Source organism: Rhizobium mulingense, from assembly GCF_029194105.1.
GTDB classification, from domain to species: domain Bacteria; phylum Pseudomonadota; class Alphaproteobacteria; order Rhizobiales; family Rhizobiaceae; genus Rhizobium; species Rhizobium mulingense.
In genome coordinates, this window is sequence record NZ_JARFVE010000012.1 from 1 (window position 1) to 25,836 (window position 25,836).

The window sequence follows — 25,836 nt, forward strand, 5'->3', positions numbered from 1 at the left end:
TCATTCGCGACCACCTTTGCCAGCAGCCTGAAGAAGGTCGAGTCGCGCAACGGTTTGAGAAGCCAGATGGCGCAATAGAGGTTTCGATCAGGGGACCCGACGAACAAGAATGCAGCAGCCGGAACCAGAACCGCGAGCAAATCGATCACGAGGGCCGTCATCCCGCCCGACAAGCGGTGTCGCCGTGAAAGCAATGTGCCGCTCAATTGGAGGACATAGGCCAGCCAAATTGCCGCAAGTAGCAGCTCAAAGACAAGCCTCTCCTGGCCAGTAAGGCCCTGCGTCGTCAGTGTAGCAACGACCAAGAGACCGATTGTAGCGAACAGCGCGTTGAGCGGCGTCGAAATCTTTGAGAAAGGCACTGCCGACATTACATACTCCCAACCGCCCGGCATTCGTCGACAACAGATACCTTCGGGCCACACACAAGGGAACGAGGGACTGATGCAATGTGTCTTCGCACCAAAGAATTTGGCAGCCGGAATCGCGCTAGAACATTTCACAGGGAATGTAGATCATCCGAACAGCGAAAGGGATGCTCGTGACCTGGCGTCACCTTGTTCATGGACGCCTGAACAAGGCGCTTGTGACGCGCTTCGACGCCAATAATCCCATGCAATCGGCGCACAGGACAGGTTCTGGCCATTCAATCGTTGCAATGAAAATGGCACTGCGCGACGGTAAATTTCGGCCGCGACCACCTGTTTTCGGATCTTGAATTTTGAGCCTGGTTTCGCCAATTGATCGGCGCAAATTGCATTTCTTTGGAGAATCCGAGCACATGACGATAACTGTCGAACAGACCGCTGAAAGCCACGTCTTTGAGGCCGATGTTGCCCGCCTTTTGCATATGATGGTCCACTCCGTTTACTCGGACAAGGGCGTTTTCCTGCGCGAATTGATCTCGAATGGCGCCGATGCCTGCGAGAAGCTGCGCTATGAGGCGATCGAGACGCCGTCGCTGCTGGCGGCCGATCCCGAGAGCCGCATCACGCTGCGGCTTGACGAAGACCGCCGGCAGCTTGTCGTGGAGGACAACGGCATCGGGATGCGGCGTGACGAGATGATTGAGGCGCTCGGTACGATCGCGAGGTCGGGGACGCGGGCGTTCATGGAGCGGATCGCAGAAAACAAGGCCGCTGAAGGCGCACAATTGATCGGACAGTTCGGCGTCGGCTTCTATTCCTGCTTTATGGTCGCCGAGCATGTCGATGTGATTTCCCGTCGCGCCGGCTCAGAGGAGGCCTGGAAATGGTCCTCGGACGGGAAGGGAAGCTATAGTGTCGAGGCGGCAAACCTCGTCGAAGCGCCACCCCGCGGCACGCGCATTGTCCTGCATCTGATGGAAGATGCCAAGACGTACACCTCAAGGTGGACTGTCGAACGAATCGTCAAAGAACAATCCGGTCACGTCCCGGTCGCGATCCGTATTGTCGACAAACCCGATGGCGAGCCGGTCCAGATAACGGACGGGACTGCGCTGTGGGCCAAATCGAAGAGCGAAGTCAGCAAGGAAGACTATACCGACTTCTACCACGGCCTCTCTGGCCAATACGACGAACCGGCCCTGACTGTGCACTTTCGTGCCGAGGGGCGGCACGAATACACAGCCCTGGCGTTTGTACCGGGAACGCAGCCGTTCGACATGTTTGATCCGGAACGCAAAGGAAGGATGAAGCTTTACGTCAAGCGGGTCTTCATCACCGACGATGCGGAACTGATGCCCAGATATCTGCGCTTCGTCCGAGGGCTGATCGACACGGCTGATCTGCCGCTCAACGTTTCTCGCGAGATGATCCAGGAGAGCCCCCTCCTTACGGCAATCCGCAAGGGTGTCCCGAATAGGGTTATCACAGCGGTCGAGAAACTGGCTGACGGCGACCCGGAGACCTATCTCAAGTTCTGGGAGAATTTCGGACCCGTTTTGAAGGAGGGCATTTACGAGGATTACGAGCGGCGCGCGCAATTGATGGCGCTTGCACGATTTCACACGTCGGCATCGCCGGAAGGGCACCGTTCACTTGCCGAATACGTCAAAGACGCCAAAGAAGGCCAGAATGCCATCTACTATCTTGCGGGTGGCAGCCTTGACCAGCTGAAGGCGTCGCCGCAGCTCGAAGGTTTCCGGGCGCGAGGCATCGATGTGCTGCTGCTAACCGACTCGGTCGACAGCTTCTGGGTGGTGAACGCGCCGGAATTCGAAGGAAAGGCGTTCAAATCGATCACGCAGGGAACTGCGGACCTGGCACGATTTCCAAGGCTCGACAATCAAACGACGCCGGAACAAGACAGCGCCGGTTTGGCGACATTTATTGGCTTCGCAAGAGAAAAACTGACCGGTCAAGTCTCCGATGTTCGGGCATCCGACCGCTTGACGGAGAGCGCGGTCTGCCTGGTTGCGCCGGAGGACGGCTATGACAGGCAGATGGAAAAGATCCTGCAAAACGCAGGTCGTCTCCAAGGAGCCACCAAACCGATCCTCGAAATCAACCTGGCACATCCCGTGATTAAAGCCATCGCGGCCGTCGAGGACGATGCGTCTTATCAAGAGGACGCAACGTTCCTGTTGCTCGACCAAGCGCGCATTCTCGACGGCGAACGGCCACAAGATCCCCGAAAATTCGCGCAACGGCTGGCGAGGGTTTTCGAGAGGTCAGTTCGGTCGTAGGGTTAGCCTGTTCACGCTTTGCTTACCGACGTGGCGATCTTGCTGGGTCAGCTCAAACCCGCTCGGCGCCATGTCAGGAGCCGAGCCTTCCCGGCCCCCAAGGCCAAGGGTTACATCAGCTTGCTGTCGCGGCCCTCGCGGCTCGGGACAATGCGCATCATCACCGGCTGGCTGGGGTTCGATGGCTGCGAGGAGTTCCGTTAATGCTCCAAAGTGCTCCCGCGCCGTCCTCAGTACATCAGCGCCGGCGATAGGAAGATCGATGACGGCTTCGAGCGCACGAACGACACGGCGGGCAACTCGGCGGATTTCACGAGAAGACATATCGGATTTCAGGATCTCCGTCGCCAGAATGTATTTGGCGCGGTAGCTCGTCGCGTTCTGGGAGGAGAGCTGCCATTGGCGGTAAATCTGTTGCATGGCGTCTTAACGCGTCAGCTGCCGAAAACGTCGCCCATCATCTGCAAACACAGTGAATCGCATTTTAACTAAAACTTAAGCGTAAGTTAGCTGTGTCTTATTAAACTGTCGCGCTTGGGGCCGGCGCTGACCCCTGCATGTATCGATGAGGGCGTTCAAGCTGTGCCCGCAACCGCACGAACATGCTGGCGGAAAAACTGCCGGAACTCCTTGAAGCTCTCAAAGCCCAGCGCGTTGGCCACTCTGACGACCGTTGACGGGGAAACCATGCAGCGGTCGGCGAGAGAATGGGCAGTTCCAAATGCGACGATTTCCGGATGAGCTAGTGCTAGGCGAGCAACGCGCTCCTGCTGCTCCGGCAGCCGAAGCCCGGTGGCGACGATGAATTGCTTCAACTCACTGATACTGGTGGGCTTCGCAGCAGTCATGATGATGCGCTCCTCATTGTCATCGCGCCGACTTCGGCCATTTCCAAGCTAGGCGCGGAATTTAGCCTGGATGAATTCGAACGCCTTCGCCGTGTATTCCTTCGGCGTCGCAACGGCAGGATCCTGTTCCGCCTCGACAACCAGCCAACCGGCGTAGCCACTGTCCTTCACGAACCGCACAATCGGGTCGAAATCTACAACGCCGTCGCCGGGAACCGTGAACATGCCGTTTCGCACGCCGTCATTGAAACTCAGATCCTTTGACTGGACCTCGGCGCGGATTGCCTTGCGAACGTCCTTCAGATGGATGTGAACGATACGGTCGCCGAACCGCTCGATCAGTCTCGCATAGTCGAATCCGGCTGCTGCGGCGTGTCCGGTGTCAAGAAGAAGCCCAGTTTCCGGCCCAACCGCTCCAATGATGTCGGAGATCTCTTCGAAGGTCTCCGCGACCATCATCAGGTGGTGGTGATAGGCAAGCCTAAGGCCGTATGTGTCGAAGAGCCGCTTTCCGAACTCAGTCAGGCGGGATGAATATCCGGTCCTGTGCGTAGACGGCATGAGAAGGCGGCGGGACATCGGCTCGTCGAGCGGCGAGCCGGGCGTCATCATCGCGACCTCGCCATACACGAGGACACTGCATCCCATGGCCTTCAGAAGTTCTGCGTGCGCAGCGACGGAAGCCATCTCCTCATCGACCGACTTCTCTGCCAGTTGACCGGAGTGCCATCCCGATGCGAGGGCAAGGCCGTTACTGTCAAGCAGCGGCTTCAGGACCGATGCTTCGCGCGGAAACTTCCTTCCCAGCTCGACGCCGGCATAACCGTTGGCCGCGGCATCGCTCAAGCATGTATCAAGGGAGATATCGGCACCGAGATCTTCGAGGACATCATTCGCCCACGACAGCGGGCTCACGGCTAGTCGCGCCTTCGACGAAGGCAGGGTTGATTGCTGGCTCATTGAATCTCTTTCGTTGTGCTGACTGTTGATCTGCAATGCCACAGGGACAGACGACTCGGCCTAAAGCTCTCCGACCAGAAACTGCGCCCGGCCTCGGCCAAAGGACCAGTCCTCGTCCGTGTTCTGCGTGAAGGACACCATCACGTCGGTGGAGGCTGTTCCGCATCTCTCCTGGAGAGCCGAACAGAGAGCCTCGTAGAAGGTCGTCTTCTCTTCGGTCGAACGTGGACGCGAGACGACTTCGACCATCACAAAACGGTCCGTCCGCGGGATATCGAGTCCTGTGTCGAGAGCACGGAGATGGCTCGGCTCGTGTTCGTTGAGGATCTGGTATCGATCCCGCTCCGGAACGTTGAAAGACCTGACCATGGCATCGTGCGCGGCATCGAGCAGCGTATCGATCTGCTCCGCGCTGCGACCGCGATAGATGTGGAACTTCATGAGTGGCATTGGGGTGTCCTCGAACCTGATTGTCGTTGGTCTCGGCGAGCTGTCAGGCGTCCCGTTTCATGATCCATTCGACTTCAGGAGCCGGAATGAAGCGCCACTTCCGAAGGGGCCCAGCCGACGTTGAGGTAGTACATTTCGAAACCATAAGGTGCTCCGCAAGGATGGTGTCCCCTTGGAACCAGAACTACGTCCCCGTCGGAAACTGCCATCGTTTCGTTCAGCCTGCCGTCGTCGGTGTAAACACGCTGGATCCCAAATCCTTCGCCTGGATTGATTCGATGATAGTAGGTCTCCTCGAGGTACGTGATCCGCGGAAAGTCATCCTCGTCATGCCGATGAGATGGATAGCTCGACCAGTGTCCCGGCGGAGTGAACACCTCCGTTACGAGAAGGCTGTCGCAATAGTCCTCGGTCTCCATCGCGATGTTGTTGATGTACCGGGTGTTCGTCCCCTTGCCCCGTTCTGTGAGCGAGATGCCATCGGGCCCAATACGCCGCGCTTCCTGGCCGCCCTTACCCGGCGCGGAGCATACGGCAATCGTGCAGTCCGTCTCTGCCCTGGCGCTCCATTCGCGATCATTCGGAACGTAGAGGCAATGCGGCGGCGTCTTCTCGAACACGTTCATCCGCTCGCCCAGAACGCCCCATTCCTGCCCGGCGGCGGTAATCGAAGCCTTGCCTTCCACCATGACGAGGATGACTTCTTTGGCTCCCGTCTGCGCGGAGGCGTGCTCGCCTGCACGCAGCCTGTAGAGTGAGAAGCCGACATACCTCCAACCCGCAGACTGCGGAGTGATTTCGTGTACCTTGCCATGACGGCCGAAAGGCTTGCGTAGAAGATCGCACATTCGGGGCTCCTCAATTCACCAGGCTCTGCAGGCTGATACTCCGCAGATACTGCGAGCGAGCCGCTTCTGATTTCTCAGTGCGGCCGACTTCCGGCACAGCCACGTCCCACCAGAAGCCGCCGCCGGCTTCACCGGGGCCGGGCTTCGGATCCGTGTCGATGACGATTACCGTCGGACGGTCCCTGCCTCGTGCTTTCGCGATTTGCACTTCGAGATCCGCAATGTTCTTCGCCTTGACCGCATGGGCGCCCATGGAGGCGGCATGCGCTACGAAGTCGATCTCCGGCTGAGCCTCGATGTTGCAGTCCTTGTAGAGATTGTTGAATTCCTCGCCGCCGCAATGCATCTGCAGTCGATTGATGCAGCCGTAGCCCCTGTTGTCGGTCAGGACGACGGTGAACGGGATCCGGCGCATGACCGCCGTCGCCAGTTCGGAATTCGCCATCATGTAGCTGCCGTCGCCTACGAAGCAGACCACCTCTCGCTCCGGCATCGCCAGCTTGATTCCGAGCGCACCTGCAAGCTCATAGCCCATGCAGGAATAGCCGTACTCCATGTGATATCCGCCCTGCGCAGGCTGCCAGAGGAGCTTCAGGGCACCGGGCATCGTTCCCGCGGCACACATAGCAATCGTCTTATCGGTGGATACCCGTTGCACTGCTCCAATCACCTGGGCATCGGTCGGCAGATAACCGTCGGGCTTGTTCTCCGGCGCGGCGCAGTGCGCATCCACCTTCGACAGCCAGGAGGTTCTCGATTGCGGATCGAAGGAAGAAGCCTTGTGGGATCCGAGACGGCTGGAGAGCTCCTCCAACGCTACCCGGGCGTCCGCGATCAGGCCGACAGCACCGTGCTTCTCGGCGTCGTATGGCTGGGTGTTGATCGACACAAGTCTCCGCCCGGGTTTGCCGAACAGTGCCCAGGAGCCCGTGGTGAAGTCCTGGAAGCGGGTGCCTACACCGATGACCAGATCTGCATTGGCGCAGAGTTCGTTCGCCGCTGCGGACCCATCCACGCCCGCCGCGCCGAAGTTCATCGGATGTGACTGAGCGAGAGCGGATTTACCAGCTTGCGTCTCGACGACCGGGACGCCGTGGCGTGTCGCGAAATCGGCAAGCGTATTCTCGGCCTCGGAATATATCACCCCGCCCCCACAAACGATGACCGGGCTGGTAGCACCGCGGATGAGCTGCGCTACGTCCTCGAGGTCACGCCGATCCGGCTCGGGGCGACGAATCCGCCATACCTTCGGCTCAAAAAACTCAGCGGGGTAGTCGTGAGCCTCGGCCTGCACATCCTGGCAGAAAGCGAGCGTTACGGGACCGCAGTTTGCAGGATCGGTCATGACGCGGAGCGCGCGCGGCAATGCCGTCAACAATTGCTCCGGGCGATGGATCCTGTCGAAATACTTGCTGACGGGTCGCAGGCAGTCGTTCGCTGACAGGCTGCCATCCTCGAAGTCCTCGACCTGCTGGAGAACCGGGTCGGGACGACGATTTGCGAAGACATCGCCGGGGATAAACAAAACTGGAAGCCTGTTGACGTGAGCCAGTGCGGCTGCCGTGACCAGGTTCGTCGCGCCGGGTCCGATCGACGATGTGACAGCATGGGCGCGTCGGCGCTTGCTCGCCTTCGCGTAGGCTATCGCGGTATGGGCCATGGTCTGCTCGTTCTGGCCGCGCCACGTGGGAAGGGCATCGCCGATGCCTTCGAGAGCCTCGCCAAGTCCCGCCACGTTGCCGTGGCCGAAAATCGCCCATACCCCCTCGATGAAGCGGTCACCCTCCTCGGTCATCTGGACGGAGAGAAAGCGAACCATGGCCTGTGCCGCGGTCAATCGTATGGTCGTCATGTCAGTTTCCTTTCGCGGCGCTGCGCGCCTTGTCCCAGACGCCGCAGAGGCGTTCGAAACGAGACGCCATGTCGGCGACCGCGGCTTCGTCGGACAGATCGCCCTTCATCCAGGCGCGTGCCACGTCACCGAAGATCGTCCGGCCAACGGCGAAGCCCTTCACAAGCTCGAAAGACGCGGCAACCTGGAACGACGCGGCGAGTTCCGCTTCGGGGGCATCGAGACCTAGAACGACGATCCCGCGCGTGTTGTCGTCATTGCGCTCGATCGCCCGGATTGTGTTTTCCCAGCCCGCTCTCGTCTTCATAGGCTCGAGTTTCCACCAGTCGGGATAGACGCCGATGTCGTAGAACTGCTGGATAAGTGTGGCGGTGGTGTCCTCGTCGACGGCGGAAACCTTCGATGGGATGATCTCCAATAGAAATTCCAGGCTGTTGCGACGGGAGGCCTCGTAGAGCCTCTTGACCGTCTCCTCCTGATTGGCGCGCTGCTCTGCGCTGTCGGAGGGATGGCAGAAGCAAAGGACCTTGACGACATTGTCGCGAGCCCATTCGTCCAGGCCACCGCAATCCAGGCCCAGTTCTGGTTCAAGCGTCAGCGGACGCGATCCGGGCCATTCGCAGGGTCGTCCGACCCACAGCCCTGTGCCAACGGCCGCATGAAGTGCGCGCCGACCGATCCGATTGTCGCACAGGATGCCATATCCGGCTCTGCCGTTCTGGACACGCTGTGCGGCCTGCAGGCAGAGAAGCTTGAAATCACCGCCGCGCTCCAGCGTGTAGCCCGACATCTCTTCGAGCTGCATGCGGTGGTCGAAGGCGAAGACATGCATGCTCGGCCAGTCGCCGCTGCGGTTCGTCGACCAGTGAATCTGTTCCAGCTCCTGATCGTTGCGGAGGTCCGGCCGCTTCACGCCGCGTTTCAGAAAGAACCGCAGTTCCTTCAGGCTCGGATATGCAGGAGTGCAACCATGGCGACTGACGGCGAACGCGCCGCAGGCATTTGCGTACTCGAGCGTCTTCGGCCAGGTTTCGCCGTCCAGCCATCCCTTCAGCAGGCCGGAGAAGAACCCGTCCCCGGCGCCGAGTACGTTGAACACGTCAATCGGAAAGCCGGGTCCGGACTGCGCATCATCGAGACTATCGGGAACATCGGCTTCGATCGCGACTGCGCCCTTCGCGCCTCTCTTGCAGACGAGCGTGGCATTCGACACCTTTCGGACGGCCCTGAGGGCTTCGATCGTGTTCGTCGACCCGCCAGCGATATGGAATTCCTCTTCCGTGCCGACGATGAGATCGAAGAGATGCAGTGTCGACTGTAGTTTCGCGGTCACCATGGCACTCTCGACGAATCGGCTCTCGCCGTCGCCGTGGCCCGCAACGCCCCAAAGGTTCGGCCGATAGTCGATGTCGAGCGCAGTCTGCGCGTCAGTCTTGCGCGCAACTTCGAGTGCCTTGAGGACAGCGGCCTCGGTTCGAGGATGCGAAAGATGGGTACCCGTTGCCACCACGGAACGAGCATCGGCGATGAAGCCCTCGTCGATATCATCGACCGACAGGGCCATGTCGGCACAATTCTCGCGATAGAAGATCAGGGGGAACTGCGACTCGTCTCTGATGCCGAGAAGCACAAGTGCGGTCAGTCGTTCCGGATCCGTCGCCACGCCGCGCGTGTCCACGCCTTCTCGAGCAAGCTGCTCGCGGATGAACCGCCCCATGTGTTCGTTCCCGACGCGGGTAATGACGGCGCTCTTCAGCCCGAGACGGGCGGCACCGCAGGCGATGTTCGTCGGACTGCCGCCGATGTATTTTCGGAACGACCCCATGTCTTCGAGGCGGCCCCCGACCTGAGCGCCGGAGCTGCGTCCGATCGTGATCACATCCAGGTTCTTGTTCATGAGCGTTTCCAATTTTCAAGGTTGACGGACTGTTATCTGTAGAGATCCGGTCGTGGAGGGAGTTCGAAGCGCACAGCCTGTCCATCCGTCTCCTGGGCGCGAACGCAGGCGTCAGCCGTAATGGCAGCGACGGCATCCACGTGCGGGGAACCAAGCAGTTCCTCGCTTCTATCTAAGACAATTGCATCCGGTGCGCTTGACGATTTGACCGCCTCGGCGGAGGGTCTGTGGACATCGCTCAATGCGACAATTCTTGCGCCAGCAAGAACCTGATTGATACGGCGAACGTGCTCGCGTCCAATCGCGCCCGTTCCAATGACCCCAATGCGCAAGACCATTATTCCGCCTCCTCCCTCATCCGGTTGCGGTCACCAAATCGCGACCGCGAATTCGATCTGACGGCGGGAGGGGTATGTGCTCCCGCCATCGTCAACATCAGCCGATGCGGACAGGTTGTTTCTTCGAGACGGACTCGATTGCACCAAGCGCGATTGCCAGAGCATTACGGGCGTCGATGCCAGTCGGTGCGTCTCCAATCTTGCCTTCTCGTACAGCGTTGACGAAGGAGGCAAGCTGGGCGGTGTAACCCTGCATGAAGTGGTCGGTGTCACGACGCCACGTGTCGTTCGACACGCCGTCCTTGTCGAAGAGCGTCATGCTGGAACGACGGACATCGCCCATCGTGACCATGCCGCCGGAGCCGAACACTTCGCCACGGATGTCGTAGCCGTACATTGCGCAGAAGTTCGCCTCCGCAACGGCAATGGAACCATTGTCGAAGCGAATGTTAACGACTGCGGTGTCGAGGAAGCCCTTGTCGCGCGCATCCGGACGAACGAGGGCGTCAGCCATGGCGAAGACTTCCACGGGATTCGCGCCGGGGTTCAGCCACAGAAGGGTATCGAAGTCGTGGATCAGCGTTTCGTAGAAGATCGTCCAAAGGGGGATCTTGTCGGGATCGGCGCCGAACGGACCCGGATCGCGCGTCAGCGAACGGATGAGCTGCGGAGCGCCGACCTTGCCTGCGTCGATGGCCGCACGGCCCTCGGCGAACGCCTGGTCCCAACGGCGGTTGAATCCGACCTGCAAAGGAACGCTAGCGGCTTTGGCAGCAGCAATGCCACGATCGGCATCTTCAAGCGTCAGTGCCATCGGCTTTTCGCAGAAGACAGCCTTTCCGGCTTCTGCCGCCTGTACGAGGACGTTGGTATGGAAACGAGCCGGCGTTGCGATGATGACGGCATCGAGACCCGGCTGCGCCAGCATTTCAGCGACATCAGTATAGGAAGCATCGACGCCCAGCTTGCCAGCAAGCTTTGCGGCAGCGCCCGGCGCGGGGTCCGCGATTGCTACGAGTTCAGCGTCCACGAGCCTCTTGGCGACGCTCTCGCCGTGGAAGGAGCCGATGCGTCCAGCGCCGATGAGACCGATGTTTACAGTTTTGACCTTTGCCATGACTTGTATCCTGTGTGGGAAATTAGAGAGTGAATGCTTCACGGAAGGAGATCAGCGCGGCATCGGAATCTCCGGCAGCCCAGGCTTCCATTCCGATCGGGCCGGAGTAACCCATGTTCTTCAGGGCTTTCGCGATGCCCTTCCAATTGACTTCGCCAGTACCCGGCTCGCAGCGGCCAGGCACGTCGGCAACCTGGATCTCGCCGATCCACGGAAGCGATTTGCGGCACAGCTCGATCAGGTTCCCCTCGCCAATCTGTGCGTGGTAGAGATCGAGGTTAAGACGGAGACGCGGATGGTTGATGCTGGAGACCAGAGCGAGCGTGTCTTCCGCGCGTCCGAATGGAACACCCGGATGGTCAACGGGCAGGTTGAGGTTCTCGAGCGTGAAGATGACGTTCTCTTCCTCAGCCATGTCAACGATGCGACGCAGCGTATCCTGCGCCTTCAGCCACATGGCACCTGTTACGACTTCAATCGGCTGAACAGGCAGGCCGCGGTCACCGAGGCCGGTCCCATGAAGATTGAGGCGCTGAACGCCGAGACGCTTGCCGACCTGCGCAGTCTCGCGTGCAGTCTTCAGAAGCGCATCCGCACCCTCGTCGTCGGTCAGACGGCCCGTTAGGTAACCGTTCATGATGGTAAAGGTCGCGCCAGTTGCTTCAAGCTTGGAAAGGTCATGCTCCGGCCAGTTCCACAGGCCAACGCCGAAGCCCAAGTCCTTGAGGCGCGATGCACGCCATTCGATCGGGCTGTCACGCCACAGCATCTCGGCGCACGCCGCCAGGGGAAACGGAGAAGAAATGGAATTGCTCATTGGGGTTGTCCCTGATTTTCTGGGTATGGATGTCCATGGCCCGGCGCCTTCGCGCCGAACCGAGTTTGCCTTTTCGTAGACTGTTCAGATCGTCCCGCCGAGCTCCGCGGACAGGGACTGAAGTTCCTTGCCGCCAGCCATCAGGTTCTGGAGGCCATCAAGGTTGATTTCGTCCTTGGCGAAGGTGCCGAGCGTCTTGCCACGGTTCAACGCCGTGAAGCGGTTGCCCACGGCGTAGGCGTGACGGACGTTATGGGTGATGAAGATCACACCCAGCCCCTTGTTGCGCACCTGATCGATGTACTTAAGGACCATCGAGGTCTGCGCTACTCCGAGGGCGGAAGTCGGCTCGTCAAGAATGAGAACCTTCGCCCCGAAGTAGACAGCGCGGGCAATTGCCACGCACTGGCGTTCCCCGCCGGATAGCGTACCGACGGCCTGGCCGGGCTCGCGGACATCAATGCCAATCTTTTTCATCTCCTGGCTGGTGATGCGATCCGCGAATTCCATGTCCATGTACTTGAACGGACCGAAACCCTTGAGCGGTTCGCGCCCCATGAAGAAGTTCCGCGTTACCGACATTAGGGGGATCATCGCCAAATCCTGGTAGACTGTGGCGATCCCGGCATCGAGCGCTCCGCGTGGCCCGTTAAAGGAATGCGACTTGCCTTCGACAAGAAAGTCGCCCGACGTGGGCTTGAATACGCCGGACAGCGTGTTGATCAATGTCGACTTGCCCGCACCGTTGTCGCCAAGCAGGCAGAGCACTTCCCCTGCGTGGACACTCAGCGAAACGCCGTTGAGAGCGATGATCGATCCGAAATGCTTTACGAGATTCCTGACCTCGACGAGTGGCGTCTGAGTGTTGCTCATCAGCGTTCTCCCGTCACGCGCTTGCGAATGATGTTGTTGAAGATGACCGCGGTGAGCAGCATGCCGCCGAGGAAAACCAGATACCAATCCTGGTCGATGGAGGTGTAGGTCAGGCCGATCAGGACCATGCCGAAGACGATGGACCCGAAGAACGCGCCGATTGCCGAGCCATATCCTCCGGTCAGGAGACATCCGCCGATGACCGCTGCGATGATTGCTTCGAACTCCTTCTGGAAGCCGCGGCGTGCATCTGTGGAGCCTGCGTCGAGGACGGTCAGAATGGCTACGAGAGTGGCGCACATGGCGGTGGCAATGAACAGCGTAGTCTTCACGCGAGCAACGGGGACACCGGACTTGCGCGCGGCCTTCGGGTCGCCGCCAGAGGCGAAGATCCAGTTGCCGAACCGTGTGCGGAGGAGAATCCACGTTGCGAACAACGCAATGAAGACGAACCAGAGGATTTCCACCGGAATGCCAGGGACCCTGGGCGCACCACTTGGGAAGGTCTCAATGATGCCGTTGCTTCCGAGCCAGGAAAACAGCCCCGTGAAGGCGTCGCCAGAAAAGATCGGCGCAATCGGGCTGTCAGCGGCAGCTTCTTTCATGCCGCGAAGCTGGGTCGCGCCGCCGCTCGCCCACTTCAGGCCCACGAGCGTCAGACCGCGGAGAATGAAGAGGAATGCAAGCGTGACGATGAACGACGGCAGGCCCGTCCGCATGGTGAGCTGAGCGTTGACGACACCAATGACCGCAGCGAATGCGAGCGCGATCAGGATAGCGACGCTTAGCGGCAGGTGAAGGACAACCAGGGCGGTACCGAAGACGAGGCCAGCGAACGCGACCATGGATCCAATGGAAAGGTCAAACTCGCCGCCAATCATCAGCAGCGCCGCACCAACCGCAAGGATTCCAAGCTGGGCTGCGGGAGCCATGAAGTTGACAACGCCTGCGAGCGTGAACATGGCGGGGTTGGCAGTGAAGAAGAAGAAGATCGTTACGAGAACCAGTCCTGCCACGGCGCCGAGTTCCGGGCGACGTGCGAGCGTGGTCATGGTCGAGACCTTCTTCAGGCGCTCGTCGGATCGGGAAGCGGTCCCGTTCTGTTCGTTGGCCAGGGTCATGGTCGTACCTCAAAGATGAAGAGTTAGTCGTGCGCCACCTGTATCCGGTCAGACCGTATTGGGATCGGATGTCGGGCGATGATGGCGGCCCCCGCAGGAGGGGCGGGAGCCGCCTCGGGTCCGCTTAGCGGATACCCTGGGAGGATTTCTCGATAACCGAGGCTGCTGCGTCCTTCTCGACAAAGCTCGGGCCGGAGGCGACGTTGCCAGCGGGGATCGTGCCATAGCGGGCATTGAGCGCAAGGAAAGTCACAGGCAGGTAGCCCTGCAGATAGGGCTGCTGGTCGACGGCGAAGAGCGCCTTGCCCTCAGACACAGCTTTCAGGAAGCCAGCCGACAAGTCGTAGGAAGCAACCTTAACCTTGTCGCCATTGCCCATCTTCTCAACGACGGCGACAGCACGCTCGCCGACGAGCGGAGCGGACAGACCGAGGACGACGTCGATGGACGGATCGGAGGTCAGGGCAGCCTGGATCTTGGATTCGATTTCGGCCGGATCGGCAGTGGTCGGCAGAACCGTGACCTTGCCACCTTCGAAGCCCTTCTCGGTACCTGCGCAACGCTGGTCGAGTGCGGCGTTACCAACTTCCTGGTTGACGCACAGGACATGCTTCAGACCGAGCGACTTGAGCTTCGCGCCGACCTTGATGCCTGCCGGAGTTTCGTCCTGGCCGACATGGAGCTTGATGCCGAGCTTTTCCGCAGCAGCAATGCCCGAGTTCATGGAGATGACGGGGATGCCAGCGGCGACCGCTTTCTGAATGGCCGGGCCAAGCGCATCCGGATCAGGGTCGGAGATCACAATGCCCGCGGGGTTCTGGTTGGCTGCCGCTTCGATGAGCTGGCCCATCGCGACCATGTCGAAGGTTTCCGGTGCGCGGTAGTCGACCTTGACGTTGCTGTCCTTGCCAGCCTGCATCATGCCGTTCTTCACGATCGACCAGAAGGGGTCGGATGCCTGGCCATGCGTCACGGCGATGATGCTGATCTGTTCTTCGGCTTTTACGCCGACTGACCACGAGGCGGCGATGCCAACTGCAACCGCACACGATGCAAGCGTTTTGATAAATGCTTTCATTTTTCTCTCCTCCGATACCCGCCACTCCAAGGCGGTGAAATGCGCTACCGGTGCAAACCAATCTCCACCGGGTGCAAATTGTCGCGCTACCGGGTGCAAAACAGTTTGCCACCGGGTGCAAGCAGGTGCATATTATGCAAGAATGAGTTAAAAGCAAGCATTCATTTCATCGAAATCGAAAAATGGAATATATGTTCCATTTTCGGGAGGCAGCATGCGCAAAAGAGCAACGGCGAAGCAGGTGGCGGAGGCGGCCGGAGTATCGAAGTGGACCGTCATCAGGGCCTTCACACCGGGTGCCTCGATCGCCGAGGAAAGCAAGCGCCGTGTGCTGGAATCAGCGGCCGCCTTGAACTACACGCCGAATCTCCTTGCCCGCAGCCTTGCGACCAATTCGACACGTCAGGTCGCCGTGTTCGTCGACGATTTCGCCAATCCGCAGAAGCTGCCCTTTCTCGAGACGCTGACGGAGCAGCTCCAAGCTGCTGATTTGGTCGCAGTGCTGATCAACATCAACAATCACTTCAACCACGTACATGCGCTTCTGCATGCAGACCAGCGCCAGGTGGATGCAGTCATCCTGTTCGGTACTGCGTTTCGGGATGAGACCTTATCGGATCCGCAACTAGGTCATGGAACCCCTCCGATGTTCGTGCTCGCACGGGACAGCCAGATCGAGGGCGTTCCAGCCGTCGTGTGCGATGCCGAGCTCGCGCTGCGTGAGATCGTCGACCATCTTCATGCCCGGGGCTATCGTCGCCCCGGTTTCATGACCGGTGCACCGGCTCTCTCCACTGCCCTGAGACGCCGCCAGCATTTTACAGAGTTCTGGGAGCAGAAGGGGGTGCACCGGATCGAGCTTTTATCCGCGGAAAAGTATAGCGCCGAGGCGGGGGCACGCGGTGTTCGCGACTACCTTGCTGGAACGTCAGCCGAAGACAGGATCGATGTCCTGATGTGCGAGAACGACATTCTCGCGCTCGGAGCCATGGATGAGATGAGAGGAAAATTTGGCCTCAACGTGCCCAAGGATATGGCCGTCGTCGGATTCGATAATTACGAGCTGGGAGGGTCCTCAGCCTTTGGGCTGACAACCTACGAGCAGCCACGCCAGGAAATGGTAGAAGTGATTATCCGCATGATTTCGGGTGAACTTGAGCCAGAGACGGTGACTCTGCCGGGCAAGCTTGTAGTCCGATCATCTACCTGACTTTCAGCGGCGTCCATAATGATTCGCACATTCTGCCGATGTCGGAAAAGTGTATCCCGCATTGCATGCGGAATCGTGCGTTTAAATGCAAAACGACATGCCCGGCTCCTCCTTACCCCGGGCGCCAAATGTTTCGCGGCAGAGCCGTCGGCTGCTCACGGCTCTTTAGATCAGCATCACTCTTCAGCTTAAGCCCCGATCTGGAGGCCTCGCACGCCTTGCAGCAGCGCGCTCGCTCCGTTCGTCATCGCCGCTCTCGTGGCCCTCGGTCCGCTGCAGGCTGGAGCGCAGAACAATGCTGCGCCCGGCGGCAATCTCCCACAAGGCCAAGCTTTGCCAGATGTGTCACAGGAGGAAAGGTCTGCCGACTATTAAGAACACGCCAATCATCGCCGGCCAGCACGAGTCCTCTTGCTGATAGCTTTGCAGGAATATCGCAATGAAGAACGCACCGACGACCTCATGGGCCGGATCGCGAAGAATCTTTCCGACGACGACATGAAGGCGCTTGCGGCCTACTTCTCCACAATGCCCTGGCCCGCCTACCGCGAGCCGGCCGACGCAGCGAGCACTGGTTTTGGAGGCGCACCAGTTGGGTCCTGCTCTGAGCCGCGCTTCGGAGAAAGCAACACGTCGACCAGGCGACACAATCTTTCCTTCAGCCCGGACCTGCCCGCTGCTCTCATTCAAGGCGCGATGATACGCCACTTTCAATTCGAGCGTCGTATAGCCTTGGCCTGCCGGGAGACTCGAATTAACGGCACAGCCGCAGGCGCTGTCGAGTAACGTTGCAGCGTAACCACCATGTACTGAGCCGATAGGATTGAAGACCTTGTGAGATGGCGTTCCTCGAACACCACGCGCCCGCGCTCAAGCTCAACAAGAGCAAACACCAGCGTCTCACCGATCGGTGGCTGAATACCGGTCTGCATGAGGGCCGCCAACTGGTCGTGACCGTCGAGGCCATGGTTGCTGTCAAGGATGTTCATGCCACACGCCTTTTCTGCGCAGGGTCGGGCGCGTCGGGCGTCTTTTCGTCAATCCACGCCCGCGTCCCGGACAAGAGCTCGTCCGACAGGGTGGGATCATCAATCGCCCGGGCGAGGATGAGCGCACCAACCATCGCAGACAAGCTGCCGATGGCAGCTGTACGGCGTTTGACAGGATCAACACCCGGCATCATCTCGGTCAGAGTGACAATCTGCGCGGCGAGAACCTGCTCCATCGAAGCGCGTGCCTCTGGAGCCTGTTGCCGCATGAAGCCCGCGAGAGCGGCCATGGGGCAGCCCAGATCCGGGTGGTCACGATGGGGCCTAGAAAGATAGGTCTCGATCCAGTCGCTGATACCCTCTGTCGCTGATTGGCCGCCGACGGCATGGAGAATGGTCTGGGCGACCAGATCATCTTTTGACCGGAAATGTCCGTAAAAGCCGCCGTGGGTCAGCCGCGCGGCTTGCATTACTTCTGCGACGCTGACGGCATCAAAACCCTTCTGCCGGAAGAGGCGTCCTGCCTCCGACAGGATGCGGCCACGGTTCTTCGCCTTCTGCTCCGGGCTCACTTTCATTTGCGTTGTTCTCCCACCAATGTTGACATTTTGATGATAGCCAACATATTTAGATTCATTGATGACAATCATCATGAATATAGTTTCTATGCCGCGAAAGGGCAATACCATGACCGCCAAACCATCCGTCCTCATTACCGGCGCCTCTACCGGTATCGGCGCAGGCTACGCCGAGCGCTTCGCGCAGCGCGGCCACGACCTGGTACTCGTCGCGCGAAATACAGCGCGTATGGAGACCCTGGCCGAACGCCTGCGGGCTGAGACTGGCGTTGCAATCGACATCATTGCCGCCGACCTCGCTAATCCAGCAGAGCGCGCTGTGGTCGAAACACGGCTCAGCGACGATGCGCGGATCGGGATCCTCGTCAACAACGCCGGGACCACCCTGGCAGGGACCTTCGTGGAGCAGACGACGGACGACATCGAGCGGCTGGTGACGCTCAACACGACCGCTCTGGTGCGCTTGGCGCACGCCATCGCTCCGCGTCTTGCGCAAGCTGGGGAAGGTTCGATCATCAATATCGGCTCGGTAGTCGGCCTGGCGCCGGAATTCGGTATGGCCGTTTATGGCGCGACCAAGGCCTTCGCGCTTCACCTGTCGCAGGCCCTTAACCTGCAGCTCGGACCGCATGGAGTTTATGTCCAGGCGGTGTTGCCCGCCACCACCCGAACCGAAATCTGGGACCATGCCGGGATCGATGTCGATACACTGCAGGCGGTGATGGAAGTGAACGATCTGGTGGATGCCGCGCTTTCTGGCTTCGACCGGCGCGAGGCGGTTACCATACCGCCGCTGCACGATGTGGGCCAATGGGACGCATTCGAGGCGGCGCGTCAGGCCATGATCCCGGGTTTTGGACAATCCCGGCCGGCCGCTCGCTATCTCGCGGACGCCTGAGCCCGCTTCCAGCCTCCGAGATGAATCTAGATCAAAAAAACGAAAGAACTAACAATGACAGATACAGACCTGTTCAGCCCCTACGACCTTGGCGGCCTCGCGCTTGCCAACCGCATTGTCATGGCGCCGCTGACGCGCAACCGCGCCGGCGCGGGCCTCGTGCCAAGCCAGTTTGCGGCGGACTATTATGCCCAACGCGCGAGCGCAGGACTCATCATCACCGAGGCAACGCAGGTCTCCCAGCAAGCCCAAGGCTACCAGAATACGCCCGGCCTTTACACGCCGGAGCAGATCGCGGGCTGGCGCAAGGTGACCGACGCGGTTCATGCCAAGGGCGGGCGCATCTTCGTCCAGCTCTGGCACGTCGGCCGCGTCAGCCATGTGGACCTTCACGGTGGTGAAACTCCGGTTGCGCCGTCAGCAATCCGCGCCGAGACCAAGACCTTCGTGAACAATAGTTTTGCCGATGTATCCGAGCCGCGTGCGCTGGCGCCCGGCGAAATCCCGGGTATCGTCGAGGATTTCCGCAAAGCTGCCGCCAATGCGATCGAGGCCGGCTTCGACGGGGTCGAGGTGCATGGCGCGAACGGCTATCTGCTCGACCAGTTCCTGCGCGAAACCGCCAACATCCGCACCGATGTCTACGGCGGTTCGATCGAGAACCGCGCCCGGCTGCTGATCGAAGTGACGGCCGCGGTGGCAGGCGAGATCGGCGCACATCGCACGGGCGTTCGCCTCTCGCCGGTGTCGCCGGCCAGCGGCATCATCCCGTCGAGCGACGAGCAACTGCAGTTCAATCATGTGGTGGAAGCCCTAGACGGTCTCGGCATCGCTTACATCCATGTGGTCGAGGGCGCGACGGGCGGGCCGCGCGATGCGAAGCCTTTCGATTTCGACGCGCTGAAGCAGCGCTTTCAAAACACCTACATCGCCAACAACGGTTATGACCTTCAGCTGGCGACGTTGCGCCTCAGCCAGGACAAGGCCGATCTGATCGCCTTCGGCCATCACTTCGTCGCCAATCCCGATCTGGTCGAGCGGCTGCAGAATGGAGCTCCGCTTGCCCAGATGAACCCTGCCACGATCTATGGCGGTGGCGCGGAAGGCTATACTGACTATCCCACCGCTATCGTATCCACTGACGCCTGATCCGGAGGAGCAGCATCGTGAAGGCCTTCATCCTCGACCGCTACGGTAAAAAACAAACGCTGCGTTACGGCGACATGCCGGAGCCTACGCCCGGTGCTGACGACGTGGTGATCGAGGTTGAGGCAGCCGGTCTCAACCAGCTCGACTCCAAAATCAGGGACGGCGCGTTCAGGCCGATCCTGCCCTACAAGCCGCCGCTTGTGCTCGGCCATGACCTGGCCGGCTCCGTCATAAGGACCGGTGCAAACGTACGGCGCTTCAAAATCGGTGACGCAGTCTACGCACGTCCCCGTGACGGGCAGATCGGCGCCTTTGCCGAGCGCATAGCGGTTAAGGAGAGCGATCTGGCGCCGAAACCAGCCAACCTGTCGATGGCCGAAGCCGCGTTGATCCCGCTGGTTGGCCTAACGGCCTGGCAAGCGTTGGTGGAGCGCGCGCAGATCAAGCCGGGACAGAAAGTGCTGATCCATGCCGGGTCGGGTGGGGTCGGCACCTTCGCGATCCAGCTCGCCAAACATCTTGGCGCGATCGTTGCGACGACGGCGAGCGCCGCCAATGCCGCGATGCTAAAGGAACTGGGAGCGGATGTCGTCATCGACTATCGCAGTCAGAAGTTCGAGGAAGAACTGTCGAACTACGATGTCGTCCTCAACAGCCTCGACTCAACAACGCTGGAAAAATCTCTGAAGGTGCTCAAGCCCGGCGGCAAGCTGATCTCGATCTCCGGTCCGCCCGATCCTGCCTTCGCACGCGCCCAGGGCCTCAATGCGGTGCTTCGGCTGGTGCTGCGCCTCTTAAGTTCGGCCATCCGTCGCAAGGCGAGGCGCGCGGGCGTCGACTATTCATTTCTGTTCATGCGCGCCGACGGAAGACAGCTCGAGCAGATCACGAAACTCATCGAAGACGGCACGATCCGTCCAGTCGTGGATCGTACGTTCGCGTTCGAGAAGCTGAACGAAGCCTTCGCCTACATCGACACCGGTCGCGCCAAGGGAAAGGTCGTCGTCACGCTCAAGTGACGCGATATCTCGAAACAAGGATCGCAATATGAATACCAACACGCACAATGCGGACTGGAAGATAACACCAACCCAACACGTTGAGGCTGCCGGCACGCGTTTCGCTTATCGCCGGCTCGGGCCTGATGTTGGGGTGCCGATTGTGCTGTTCAATCACTGGGGCGCCAACCTCGACAATTTCGATCCTAGGATCGTCGAGGGTCTGGCGTCGGTTCGGCCGGTCTATGCGCTCGACTACCGCGGTGTCGGCAATTCCGGCGGCACGGCACCCCTCAGTGTGGCCGAAATGGCCGCCGACACGATCGCCACGATCCGGGTGCTGGGACTGAAGTCTGCCGACGTGATTGGCTTCTCGCTCGGCGGCTTCGTCGCACAGCAAATCCTCTTCGACGCCCCCGATGTCGTCCGTCGCGCCATCCTTGCCGGCACGGGGCCTGCGGGCGGGACCGGGATCGAGCGCGTTGGCCGGGTTTCGTGGCCGCTCAAGCAAGCTGCCTTCGGCCGCAAATCCGAGAATGCCGATCCCCAGCAATTCGATCTTGCGCTGGAAGACCTGGAGACGGCCATTGCGGCCATTCATGCCGAAGACGAGGCGGATAGCCCCTCTGGCAAGCCGCATCCCAAACCACGCGCTGCCAATCGTGGCGCTCTTCCCGCCTATCTTCCTCGTATCGAGGAGATCATCGAACCGGAGAGCCTAATCTGCGCCTGCGGCGGAGGCTTGCATTGCATCGGCGAGGATGCGTCCGAGCGGCTGGATGTCATCCCGGCGCAGTTTCGCGTCATCGTCACCCGTCGCCCCAAATATGCCTGCCGTGCCTGCACCGACGGCGTTGCCCAGGCTCCCGCTCCGGCACGATTGATCCAGGCCGGATTGCCGACAGAGGCGACCATCGCTCATGTGTTGGTATCCAATACGCCGATCATTTGCCCCTGTATCGGCAGGCCCAGATCATGAGCCGTCAGGGTATCCATCTCGACCGCTCGACACTCGCTGACTGGGTCGGTCGGGCAGCTTTCGAACTCCGGCCAGTCTTCGACGCCCTCATTGCCGACCTCAAGCGCTCGACCAAGCTGTTCGTGGACGAGACCCGTGCGCCGGTCCTCGATCCCGGCTGTCGCAAAACCAAAACTGGATACTTCTGGGCGCTGGCCCGTGACGACCGACCATGGGGCGGCGGTGCGCCACCGGGTGTGGCCTTTACCTATGCTCCCGGTCGAAGCGGGCAGCATGCCGAACGAATATTGAAAGGATTTACGGGCGTACTTCAGGTGGACGGCTATGCCGGATATAACCGGCTGATCGCACCGGATCGCGTCGGTCCCGATATCACACTCGCCTACTGTTGGTCGCATGCACGGCGAAAGCTCGTCGAAATTACCCGTACTGGCGCAGCACCGATTGCTGAGGAAGGAGTGAAGCGGATCGGCGAACTTTATCGCATCGAAACGGAACTGCGCGGTCTTTCTCCAGAGACTCGCCTCGCTGGGAGGCAAGCAGGGTCAGCGCCGTTAATAGCTGACATGCGGACCTGGCTTACGCATCATCGTGCCCGTGTCGCTGGCAAATCGCCGCTCGGCGAAGCGCTCACCTATATCGCCAAATATTGGGAAGGGCTCTGCGCCTTCTTGACCGACGGCCGCATCGAAATCGACAACAATACAGTCGAGCGAACCATCAGGCCGATTGCCCTCAATAGGAAGAATGCCCTCTTCGCCGGGCACGACGCGGGAGCCGAGAATTGGGCGACCATCGCCTCGCTCATTGAGACCTGCAAACTCAACGCCATCGATCCGTACGCGTATTTAACCAGCACGCTCACTACCATCGTCAACGGCCACAAGCAGCGCCGTATCGAGGAACTGCTGCCGTGGAATTATCAGGAAAAGTAACGCGTCGGAAAAGCCATAGCGAGCACGAGGCGGACATTGACGCTCGACGTCATGCTCATCCATAGTTTTGAGAGAAACGCATATAGAGCCAGAGCGATGCACGACTTCCTAGAATTCGCACTTAACAAGCAGCCGGAAGAACGCATTTCTCATGGCGAGGTGGCCCGATGGGCAGGTGCTTTAGATAACTGGGCTTTCTACAACGTCACTGCCCTTGAAATCGCCATAGGATACTACCGAGGTGAACTGGACTACACCTTTTGTGATGGTGTCATGAATGATCTCTGGGGGGCAGTACAAGCAGGCTTTGGGCCGGGCAACATTCAAGTCCCCGAGCCATTCTTCGAAATCTACCTAGCATTTGATGCAGGAGAATATCATCGCAAGCCCGACAAGAGTGACAATCCCGTTGCCGACTTCACCAATCCGCTAATTGCGGAACTGGTGACACGCCTCGGACTCTAGCTTGCCAAAAGGAAATACCTTCTGTTCACTCATGATCGGAATGCACCAACCTTGCCGTCGAAACCAGTTTTACCGACAAGGTGTGAGCAGCACACCGCTTACCTCTAATTTAGCTCGTAACGCTCATGATCCTTGCGAGTTGCGAGGCTGGGCGTGCTGTCAGATATTGAAGTGAAAATTTCCGGAGCCGGATTCAGGACGTCCTCAGTGAAGGGCGACTCTCCGATTGGCAACGCGGCATCGAACGATATGGCACGAGAACGAGCCTCAGTGAGAAGCAGCTTGCAACGCGATCGGCGCTGCGTTGCAGCTCGCCGGTGTCTGTGCTGCGGTCGCGGCGTTCAGTAAGCCGCGCCCGCTGCGCGATTTATCGCGAAACCGGGTCGCAAAAGTTTGAGTTGCGACAGGATTTTTTCTGGTTTTTGGAACGGATTTAAACTCAGGCTGGTCTGACGTTTTCCGCTTTTGACTTCCCGGTCTTGCGGTCTTGACCCAGTTCGTAGCTGACCTTCTGGCCGTCTCCAAGAGGTCCGGAGCCCTGCACCGCCGACACATGGACAAACACATCCGCGCCGCCATTGTCGGGCGTGATGAAGCCAAAACCCTTGTCTTGGTTGAAAAACTTAACGGTACCGCTTGCCATTGTCATCCTCGTCAATTGAGCGGCTCACGCGCCGCGGCGGGAGCTTATTCATGATCGCATTCGCCCGCAACGTTTAGTCTGCCCCTATCCGAGGTGGCCTATTCCAGAGGAAGTGTCCTCAAAAGGTCAGCCGGGCGATCATCGGGCAATGATCCGAAATCGCCAACACCTGGTCTTTCCCGTTCGGGGTGCCTGCTCTGGTGCTACCCAGGTTTCCAATGCTCAGGTGCTCGGCCGGACCATCGCTGTTGATGCCGGGACCGACGAGGATGTGATCAAGGCCTACTGGATTGCGACACCCGAGATAATTCTCCGATGCGAGCAGCTGTGTCTCCGGCGTGGTCAGGTCGCGGATTTCCGCCTCTGTGCAAAGTGACTGCCCGGCATCATTGATCTGGCAGTGCTCATTGAGAATTCTAAGATTGGCGTCCGCCGGCTGGCCGTCGGCGACCTCTTCTATGAGAGACCGGGACAGCACGCCCGCTGGCCGCGGCGATGAGGTGCCGGTGGCGTCGGTCCTGGCCGGCCGCTGGTCGCGCAGTTCGTGCCATAGATTGCGGTTGAAATCGCCGAGGAGAACGATCTTGGCGCCTTCGGCCGCCGCGCGCTCAATCCAACTTTCGAGCGGGTCGATTTGCTGCTGCAGGATCATGCAGTCCTTTCCAGTCCCCTCCAGATTTCCACCGTCGAAGGGCGAGACGCAACTCGACTTGAGGTGGACGTTCATGATGCGAAGCAGTTTTCCATCGACCTTGAGCGTGACCGCAAGACCCGGGCGCGGACGCTTGTCCTCGGGGTTCGTGGGAAGGCTGAGCGCGTCCTCGATTGCGCAGGACACCTTTTCACCGAGCGTTTTTTTCCAGGCGATGACCAGGCGCTGCACCTTGTATCCCGTGATGGGGCAGAAGTCGAAGTCGCTGCCGCCATTCGGAAGCACTTCCCGGACCGACTGCTCGCCGCTGACTTCCTGGAAGGCGATGATGTCGGCGGGCACGGACCCTGAGATGAAGTGCGTGATCTGCTCCTGGCGCTTCCGGTAGGCGTCGAGACTGACGCGAACGGTTCCCCCGGCGAAGTAAACATTGCAGACGGGGAGGCGGCTGACATCCCATCCCTCGATCTTGAATGCGTCGATGTCCCACCCCTGCTTGAACCCCGCCTCTTGCGACGGCTTGAACTTGCCGGTGGGGGGATCTTCGACATAGTTCTTCGAACACTCGCTGATCCACTGCTGGACCGTTTCCTGATCCATGTGCCAGCCGAGGTTCCAGGTCGCGAAGGTAACCTGGCTTGCCAGGGCCTCGGCCGACCCGAACAGAACTAGAAGGCATGCTGCCAGATACCGGATCATCGACGTCCCCTCGCCCCAGAGTTGATTACGAGGAGTGAATTACAATTTGCTAATCTGCGCAAGAGTTCGGTCAGCGCATTGGCAGCAATTCTTGAACATTCTCACGATCAACAGCCGATTCGGGTGGCGCTGGAGGTATTCCGGTTCAGCCAACCTGCTCCACCCACAGCGTCCCTGGCGGAAGCGGCTTGATCAGCGACTTCGCGGGGACGCCCGGATCGAGCCAGTCGGCCCATTCGTCGCGCTCGAGGATGACGATCTGCCGATCGTGGTAAGGGGCGATGTCCGGCCCCGGCTCCATCGTGAGCATGGTGAAAGCCTGTCCGACCTCCGGTGTTTCGCGCCAGATGCCGGCAATGCAGAAGATCGGCTCGTCCTTCTTCGTGAACAGCCACTTGTCCTTGCGCTTCTTTTTCGGGCCCTTCGGGTCGGTGAACTCGTAAAAGCCATCAGCGATGATCAAGCAGCGATTGGAAGCGAACTCCCGACCTTCCGACCGAAAATTATACACCGGCCGCTTGTTCGGTCCGGGCCAACTCCAGCGCCGTTGGACGAGCTCGGCCTCATCGCCGGCTCCATCGATCGTCCGGACGATCGGGCCGACGTCGGTGATCTTGATGTCCTCGCGCGCTTCGAGGTTCGGTATGCCTTCGCCAAAGCGGATCTTGATCTTCAGATCGGCGAAGTCCTTCGCAATCGAAGCAGCATCCACCATCAGCCGATAATCATTGCACATGCGTCCCCCATGACAGGTTGGTTGCTTCGAAAAATCGT

General features: G+C 59.8%; 24 protein-coding genes and 3 pseudogenes. 7 read left to right on the plus strand and 20 right to left on the minus strand.

Features of this window, described 5'->3' with window-relative positions; translation table 11 throughout:
- Positions 1–371: pseudogene (locus PYR71_RS23520) on the minus strand (hypothetical protein); the annotation flags it as partial.
- Positions 372–781: 410 nt separating this feature from the next.
- Here PYR71_RS23520 and htpG point away from each other — a divergent pair.
- Positions 782–2,668 (plus strand): molecular chaperone HtpG, encoded by a 1,887-nt coding sequence (htpG, locus tag PYR71_RS23525; RefSeq protein ID WP_275621052.1) that lies wholly within the window; start codon positions 782–784, stop codon positions 2,666–2,668.
- Here htpG and PYR71_RS23530 read toward each other — a convergent pair.
- The 13 genes and pseudogenes from PYR71_RS23530 to PYR71_RS23590 all read right to left on the minus strand — a co-directional run bounded on the left by PYR71_RS23530 (position 2,654) and on the right by PYR71_RS23590 (position 14,867).
- Positions 2,654–3,088 carry a hypothetical protein gene (locus PYR71_RS23530; protein ID WP_275621053.1) on the minus strand — a complete coding sequence of 145 codons (435 nt, stop codon included), beginning with the start codon at positions 3,086–3,088 and terminating at the stop codon, positions 2,654–2,656. The two genes, htpG and PYR71_RS23530, sit on opposite strands and share 15 nt — an antisense overlap.
- Before the next feature lie 155 nt (positions 3,089–3,243).
- Positions 3,244–3,516, minus strand: coding sequence for a MurR/RpiR family transcriptional regulator (locus PYR71_RS23535; RefSeq protein ID WP_275621054.1), 273 nt, complete (start codon positions 3,514–3,516; stop codon positions 3,244–3,246).
- Positions 3,517–3,564: 48 nt separating this feature from the next.
- Positions 3,565–4,476, minus strand: coding sequence for a myo-inosose-2 dehydratase (gene iolE / locus PYR71_RS23540; RefSeq protein WP_275621224.1), 912 nt, complete (start codon positions 4,474–4,476; stop codon positions 3,565–3,567).
- Positions 4,477–4,536: 60 nt separating this feature from the next.
- Positions 4,537–4,926 (minus strand): tautomerase family protein, encoded by a 390-nt coding sequence (locus tag PYR71_RS23545; protein ID WP_097582906.1) that lies wholly within the window; start codon positions 4,924–4,926, stop codon positions 4,537–4,539.
- A 43-nt stretch (positions 4,927–4,969) separates the two neighbouring features.
- Positions 4,970–5,774, minus strand: a pseudogene (iolB, locus tag PYR71_RS23550) (5-deoxy-glucuronate isomerase).
- A gap of 10 nt (positions 5,775–5,784) precedes the next feature.
- Entirely contained in the window at positions 5,785–7,626 is a 1,842-nt protein-coding gene (gene iolD / locus PYR71_RS23555) for a 3D-(3,5/4)-trihydroxycyclohexane-1,2-dione acylhydrolase (decyclizing) (protein WP_275621055.1), read from the minus strand.
- 1 nt (position 7,627) lies between these two features.
- Positions 7,628–9,523: a bifunctional 5-dehydro-2-deoxygluconokinase/5-dehydro-2-deoxyphosphogluconate aldolase gene (locus tag PYR71_RS23560; RefSeq protein ID WP_275621056.1), complete on the minus strand. Its 1,896-nt coding sequence runs from the start codon at positions 9,521–9,523 to the stop codon at positions 7,628–7,630.
- A 32-nt stretch (positions 9,524–9,555) separates the two neighbouring features.
- Complete coding sequence (locus PYR71_RS23565) at positions 9,556–9,861, minus strand: Gfo/Idh/MocA family oxidoreductase (RefSeq protein ID WP_097582913.1); 306 nt, start codon at positions 9,859–9,861, stop codon at positions 9,556–9,558.
- A 97-nt stretch (positions 9,862–9,958) separates the two neighbouring features.
- Positions 9,959–10,978: a Gfo/Idh/MocA family oxidoreductase gene (locus PYR71_RS23570; protein ID WP_275621225.1), complete on the minus strand. Its 1,020-nt coding sequence runs from the start codon at positions 10,976–10,978 to the stop codon at positions 9,959–9,961.
- Between the two features lie 22 nt (positions 10,979–11,000).
- Positions 11,001–11,795, minus strand: a complete 795-nt coding sequence (locus tag PYR71_RS23575; RefSeq protein ID WP_275621057.1) for a TIM barrel protein — start codon at positions 11,793–11,795, stop codon at positions 11,001–11,003.
- 84 nt (positions 11,796–11,879) lie between these two features.
- Entirely contained in the window at positions 11,880–12,668 is a 789-nt protein-coding gene (locus PYR71_RS23580; RefSeq protein ID WP_275621058.1) for an ATP-binding cassette domain-containing protein, read from the minus strand.
- Positions 12,668–13,789, minus strand: coding sequence for an ABC transporter permease (locus PYR71_RS23585; RefSeq protein WP_275621059.1), 1,122 nt, complete (start codon positions 13,787–13,789; stop codon positions 12,668–12,670). Before PYR71_RS23585 ends, PYR71_RS23580 begins: the two co-directional genes overlap by 1 nt.
- Positions 13,790–13,913: 124 nt before the next feature.
- Positions 13,914–14,867 (minus strand): sugar ABC transporter substrate-binding protein, encoded by a 954-nt coding sequence (locus PYR71_RS23590; RefSeq protein ID WP_097582923.1) that lies wholly within the window; start codon positions 14,865–14,867, stop codon positions 13,914–13,916.
- A 214-nt stretch (positions 14,868–15,081) separates the two neighbouring features.
- On the opposite strand from PYR71_RS23590, the gene PYR71_RS23595 reads away from it, so the two are divergent.
- Positions 15,082–16,077, plus strand: coding sequence for a LacI family DNA-binding transcriptional regulator (locus PYR71_RS23595; RefSeq protein ID WP_275621060.1), 996 nt, complete (start codon positions 15,082–15,084; stop codon positions 16,075–16,077).
- A gap of 345 nt (positions 16,078–16,422) precedes the next feature.
- Here the strand turns inward: PYR71_RS23595 and PYR71_RS23600 are convergent, their stop codons facing one another.
- The 3 genes from PYR71_RS23600 to PYR71_RS23610 are packed head-to-tail and all read right to left on the minus strand — an operon-like array spanning position 16,423 to position 17,644.
- Positions 16,423–16,896, minus strand: coding sequence for a PaaI family thioesterase (locus PYR71_RS23600; protein WP_275621226.1), 474 nt, complete (start codon positions 16,894–16,896; stop codon positions 16,423–16,425).
- Positions 16,788–17,066, minus strand: coding sequence for a hypothetical protein (locus PYR71_RS23605; protein WP_275621061.1), 279 nt, complete (start codon positions 17,064–17,066; stop codon positions 16,788–16,790). The genes PYR71_RS23600 and PYR71_RS23605 overlap by 109 nt, the downstream gene beginning before the upstream one ends.
- Positions 17,063–17,644, minus strand: a complete 582-nt coding sequence (locus PYR71_RS23610) for a TetR/AcrR family transcriptional regulator (protein ID WP_275621227.1) — start codon at positions 17,642–17,644, stop codon at positions 17,063–17,065. The genes PYR71_RS23605 and PYR71_RS23610 overlap by 4 nt, the downstream gene beginning before the upstream one ends.
- A gap of 109 nt (positions 17,645–17,753) precedes the next feature.
- On the opposite strand from PYR71_RS23610, the gene PYR71_RS23615 reads away from it, so the two are divergent.
- The 5 genes and pseudogenes from PYR71_RS23615 to PYR71_RS23640 all read left to right on the plus strand — a co-directional run bounded on the left by PYR71_RS23615 (position 17,754) and on the right by PYR71_RS23640 (position 23,068).
- Positions 17,754–18,542, plus strand: coding sequence for an SDR family NAD(P)-dependent oxidoreductase (locus tag PYR71_RS23615; protein ID WP_275621228.1), 789 nt, complete (start codon positions 17,754–17,756; stop codon positions 18,540–18,542).
- Between the two features lie 54 nt (positions 18,543–18,596).
- Entirely contained in the window at positions 18,597–19,691 is a 1,095-nt protein-coding gene (locus PYR71_RS23620; protein ID WP_275621062.1) for an alkene reductase, read from the plus strand.
- A 17-nt stretch (positions 19,692–19,708) separates the two neighbouring features.
- A complete protein-coding gene (locus PYR71_RS23625; RefSeq protein ID WP_275621063.1) occupies positions 19,709–20,710 on the plus strand; it encodes an NADP-dependent oxidoreductase in 1,002 nt (333 codons plus the stop codon).
- Positions 20,711–20,738: 28 nt separating this feature from the next.
- Positions 20,739–22,603, plus strand: a pseudogene (gene tnpC / locus PYR71_RS31055) (IS66 family transposase).
- 36 nt (positions 22,604–22,639) lie between these two features.
- The gene (locus PYR71_RS23640) at positions 22,640–23,068 is read left to right on the plus strand and encodes a hypothetical protein (protein WP_275621066.1); all 429 of its coding nucleotides are present in this window, start codon (positions 22,640–22,642) and stop codon (positions 23,066–23,068) included.
- Between the two features lie 439 nt (positions 23,069–23,507).
- On the opposite strand, the gene PYR71_RS23645 is transcribed toward PYR71_RS23640, so the two are convergent.
- From PYR71_RS23645 to PYR71_RS23655, 3 genes are all read right to left on the minus strand, one after another.
- Complete coding sequence (locus PYR71_RS23645; protein WP_275621067.1) at positions 23,508–23,711, minus strand: cold-shock protein; 204 nt, start codon at positions 23,709–23,711, stop codon at positions 23,508–23,510.
- Between the two features lie 118 nt (positions 23,712–23,829).
- Positions 23,830–25,062 carry an endonuclease/exonuclease/phosphatase family protein gene (locus tag PYR71_RS23650; protein ID WP_275621068.1) on the minus strand — a complete coding sequence of 411 codons (1,233 nt, stop codon included), beginning with the start codon at positions 25,060–25,062 and terminating at the stop codon, positions 23,830–23,832.
- A gap of 145 nt (positions 25,063–25,207) precedes the next feature.
- Entirely contained in the window at positions 25,208–25,798 is a 591-nt protein-coding gene (locus PYR71_RS23655) for an SOS response-associated peptidase (RefSeq protein ID WP_275621069.1), read from the minus strand.
- Between the last annotated feature and the right edge of the window lie 38 nt (positions 25,799–25,836).

Coding starts and splice junctions, on each gene's coding strand:
- PYR71_RS23645 (WP_275621067.1), bottom strand. CDS start 23,711: ATGGCAAGCGGTACCGTTAAGTTTTTCAACCAAGACAAGGGTTTTGGC.
- PYR71_RS23655 (WP_275621069.1), bottom strand. CDS start 25,798: ATGTGCAATGATTATCGGCTGATGGTGGATGCTGCTTCGATTGCGAAG.
- PYR71_RS23530 (WP_275621053.1), bottom strand. CDS start 3,088: ATGCAACAGATTTACCGCCAATGGCAGCTCTCCTCCCAGAACGCGACG.
- PYR71_RS23595 (WP_275621060.1), top strand. CDS start 15,082: ATGCGCAAAAGAGCAACGGCGAAGCAGGTGGCGGAGGCGGCCGGAGTA.
- PYR71_RS23560 (WP_275621056.1), bottom strand. CDS start 9,523: ATGAACAAGAACCTGGATGTGATCACGATCGGACGCAGCTCCGGCGCT.
- PYR71_RS23575 (WP_275621057.1), bottom strand. CDS start 11,795: ATGAGCAATTCCATTTCTTCTCCGTTTCCCCTGGCGGCGTGCGCCGAG.
- htpG (WP_275621052.1), top strand. CDS start 782: ATGACGATAACTGTCGAACAGACCGCTGAAAGCCACGTCTTTGAGGCC.
- PYR71_RS23650 (WP_275621068.1), bottom strand. CDS start 25,062: ATGATCCGGTATCTGGCAGCATGCCTTCTAGTTCTGTTCGGGTCGGCC.
- PYR71_RS23605 (WP_275621061.1), bottom strand. CDS start 17,066: ATGAACATCCTTGACAGCAACCATGGCCTCGACGGTCACGACCAGTTG.
- PYR71_RS23590 (WP_097582923.1), bottom strand. CDS start 14,867: ATGAAAGCATTTATCAAAACGCTTGCATCGTGTGCGGTTGCAGTTGGC.
- PYR71_RS23565 (WP_097582913.1), bottom strand. CDS start 9,861: ATGGTCTTGCGCATTGGGGTCATTGGAACGGGCGCGATTGGACGCGAG.
- PYR71_RS23545 (WP_097582906.1), bottom strand. CDS start 4,926: ATGCCACTCATGAAGTTCCACATCTATCGCGGTCGCAGCGCGGAGCAG.
- PYR71_RS23580 (WP_275621058.1), bottom strand. CDS start 12,668: ATGAGCAACACTCAGACGCCACTCGTCGAGGTCAGGAATCTCGTAAAG.
- iolE (WP_275621224.1), bottom strand. CDS start 4,476: ATGAGCCAGCAATCAACCCTGCCTTCGTCGAAGGCGCGACTAGCCGTG.
- PYR71_RS23610 (WP_275621227.1), bottom strand. CDS start 17,644: ATGAAAGTGAGCCCGGAGCAGAAGGCGAAGAACCGTGGCCGCATCCTG.
- iolD (WP_275621055.1), bottom strand. CDS start 7,626: ATGACGACCATACGATTGACCGCGGCACAGGCCATGGTTCGCTTTCTC.
- PYR71_RS23615 (WP_275621228.1), top strand. CDS start 17,754: ATGACCGCCAAACCATCCGTCCTCATTACCGGCGCCTCTACCGGTATC.
- PYR71_RS23620 (WP_275621062.1), top strand. CDS start 18,597: ATGACAGATACAGACCTGTTCAGCCCCTACGACCTTGGCGGCCTCGCG.
- PYR71_RS23535 (WP_275621054.1), bottom strand. CDS start 3,516: ATGACTGCTGCGAAGCCCACCAGTATCAGTGAGTTGAAGCAATTCATC.
- PYR71_RS23585 (WP_275621059.1), bottom strand. CDS start 13,789: ATGACCCTGGCCAACGAACAGAACGGGACCGCTTCCCGATCCGACGAG.
- PYR71_RS23570 (WP_275621225.1), bottom strand. CDS start 10,978: ATGGCAAAGGTCAAAACTGTAAACATCGGTCTCATCGGCGCTGGACGC.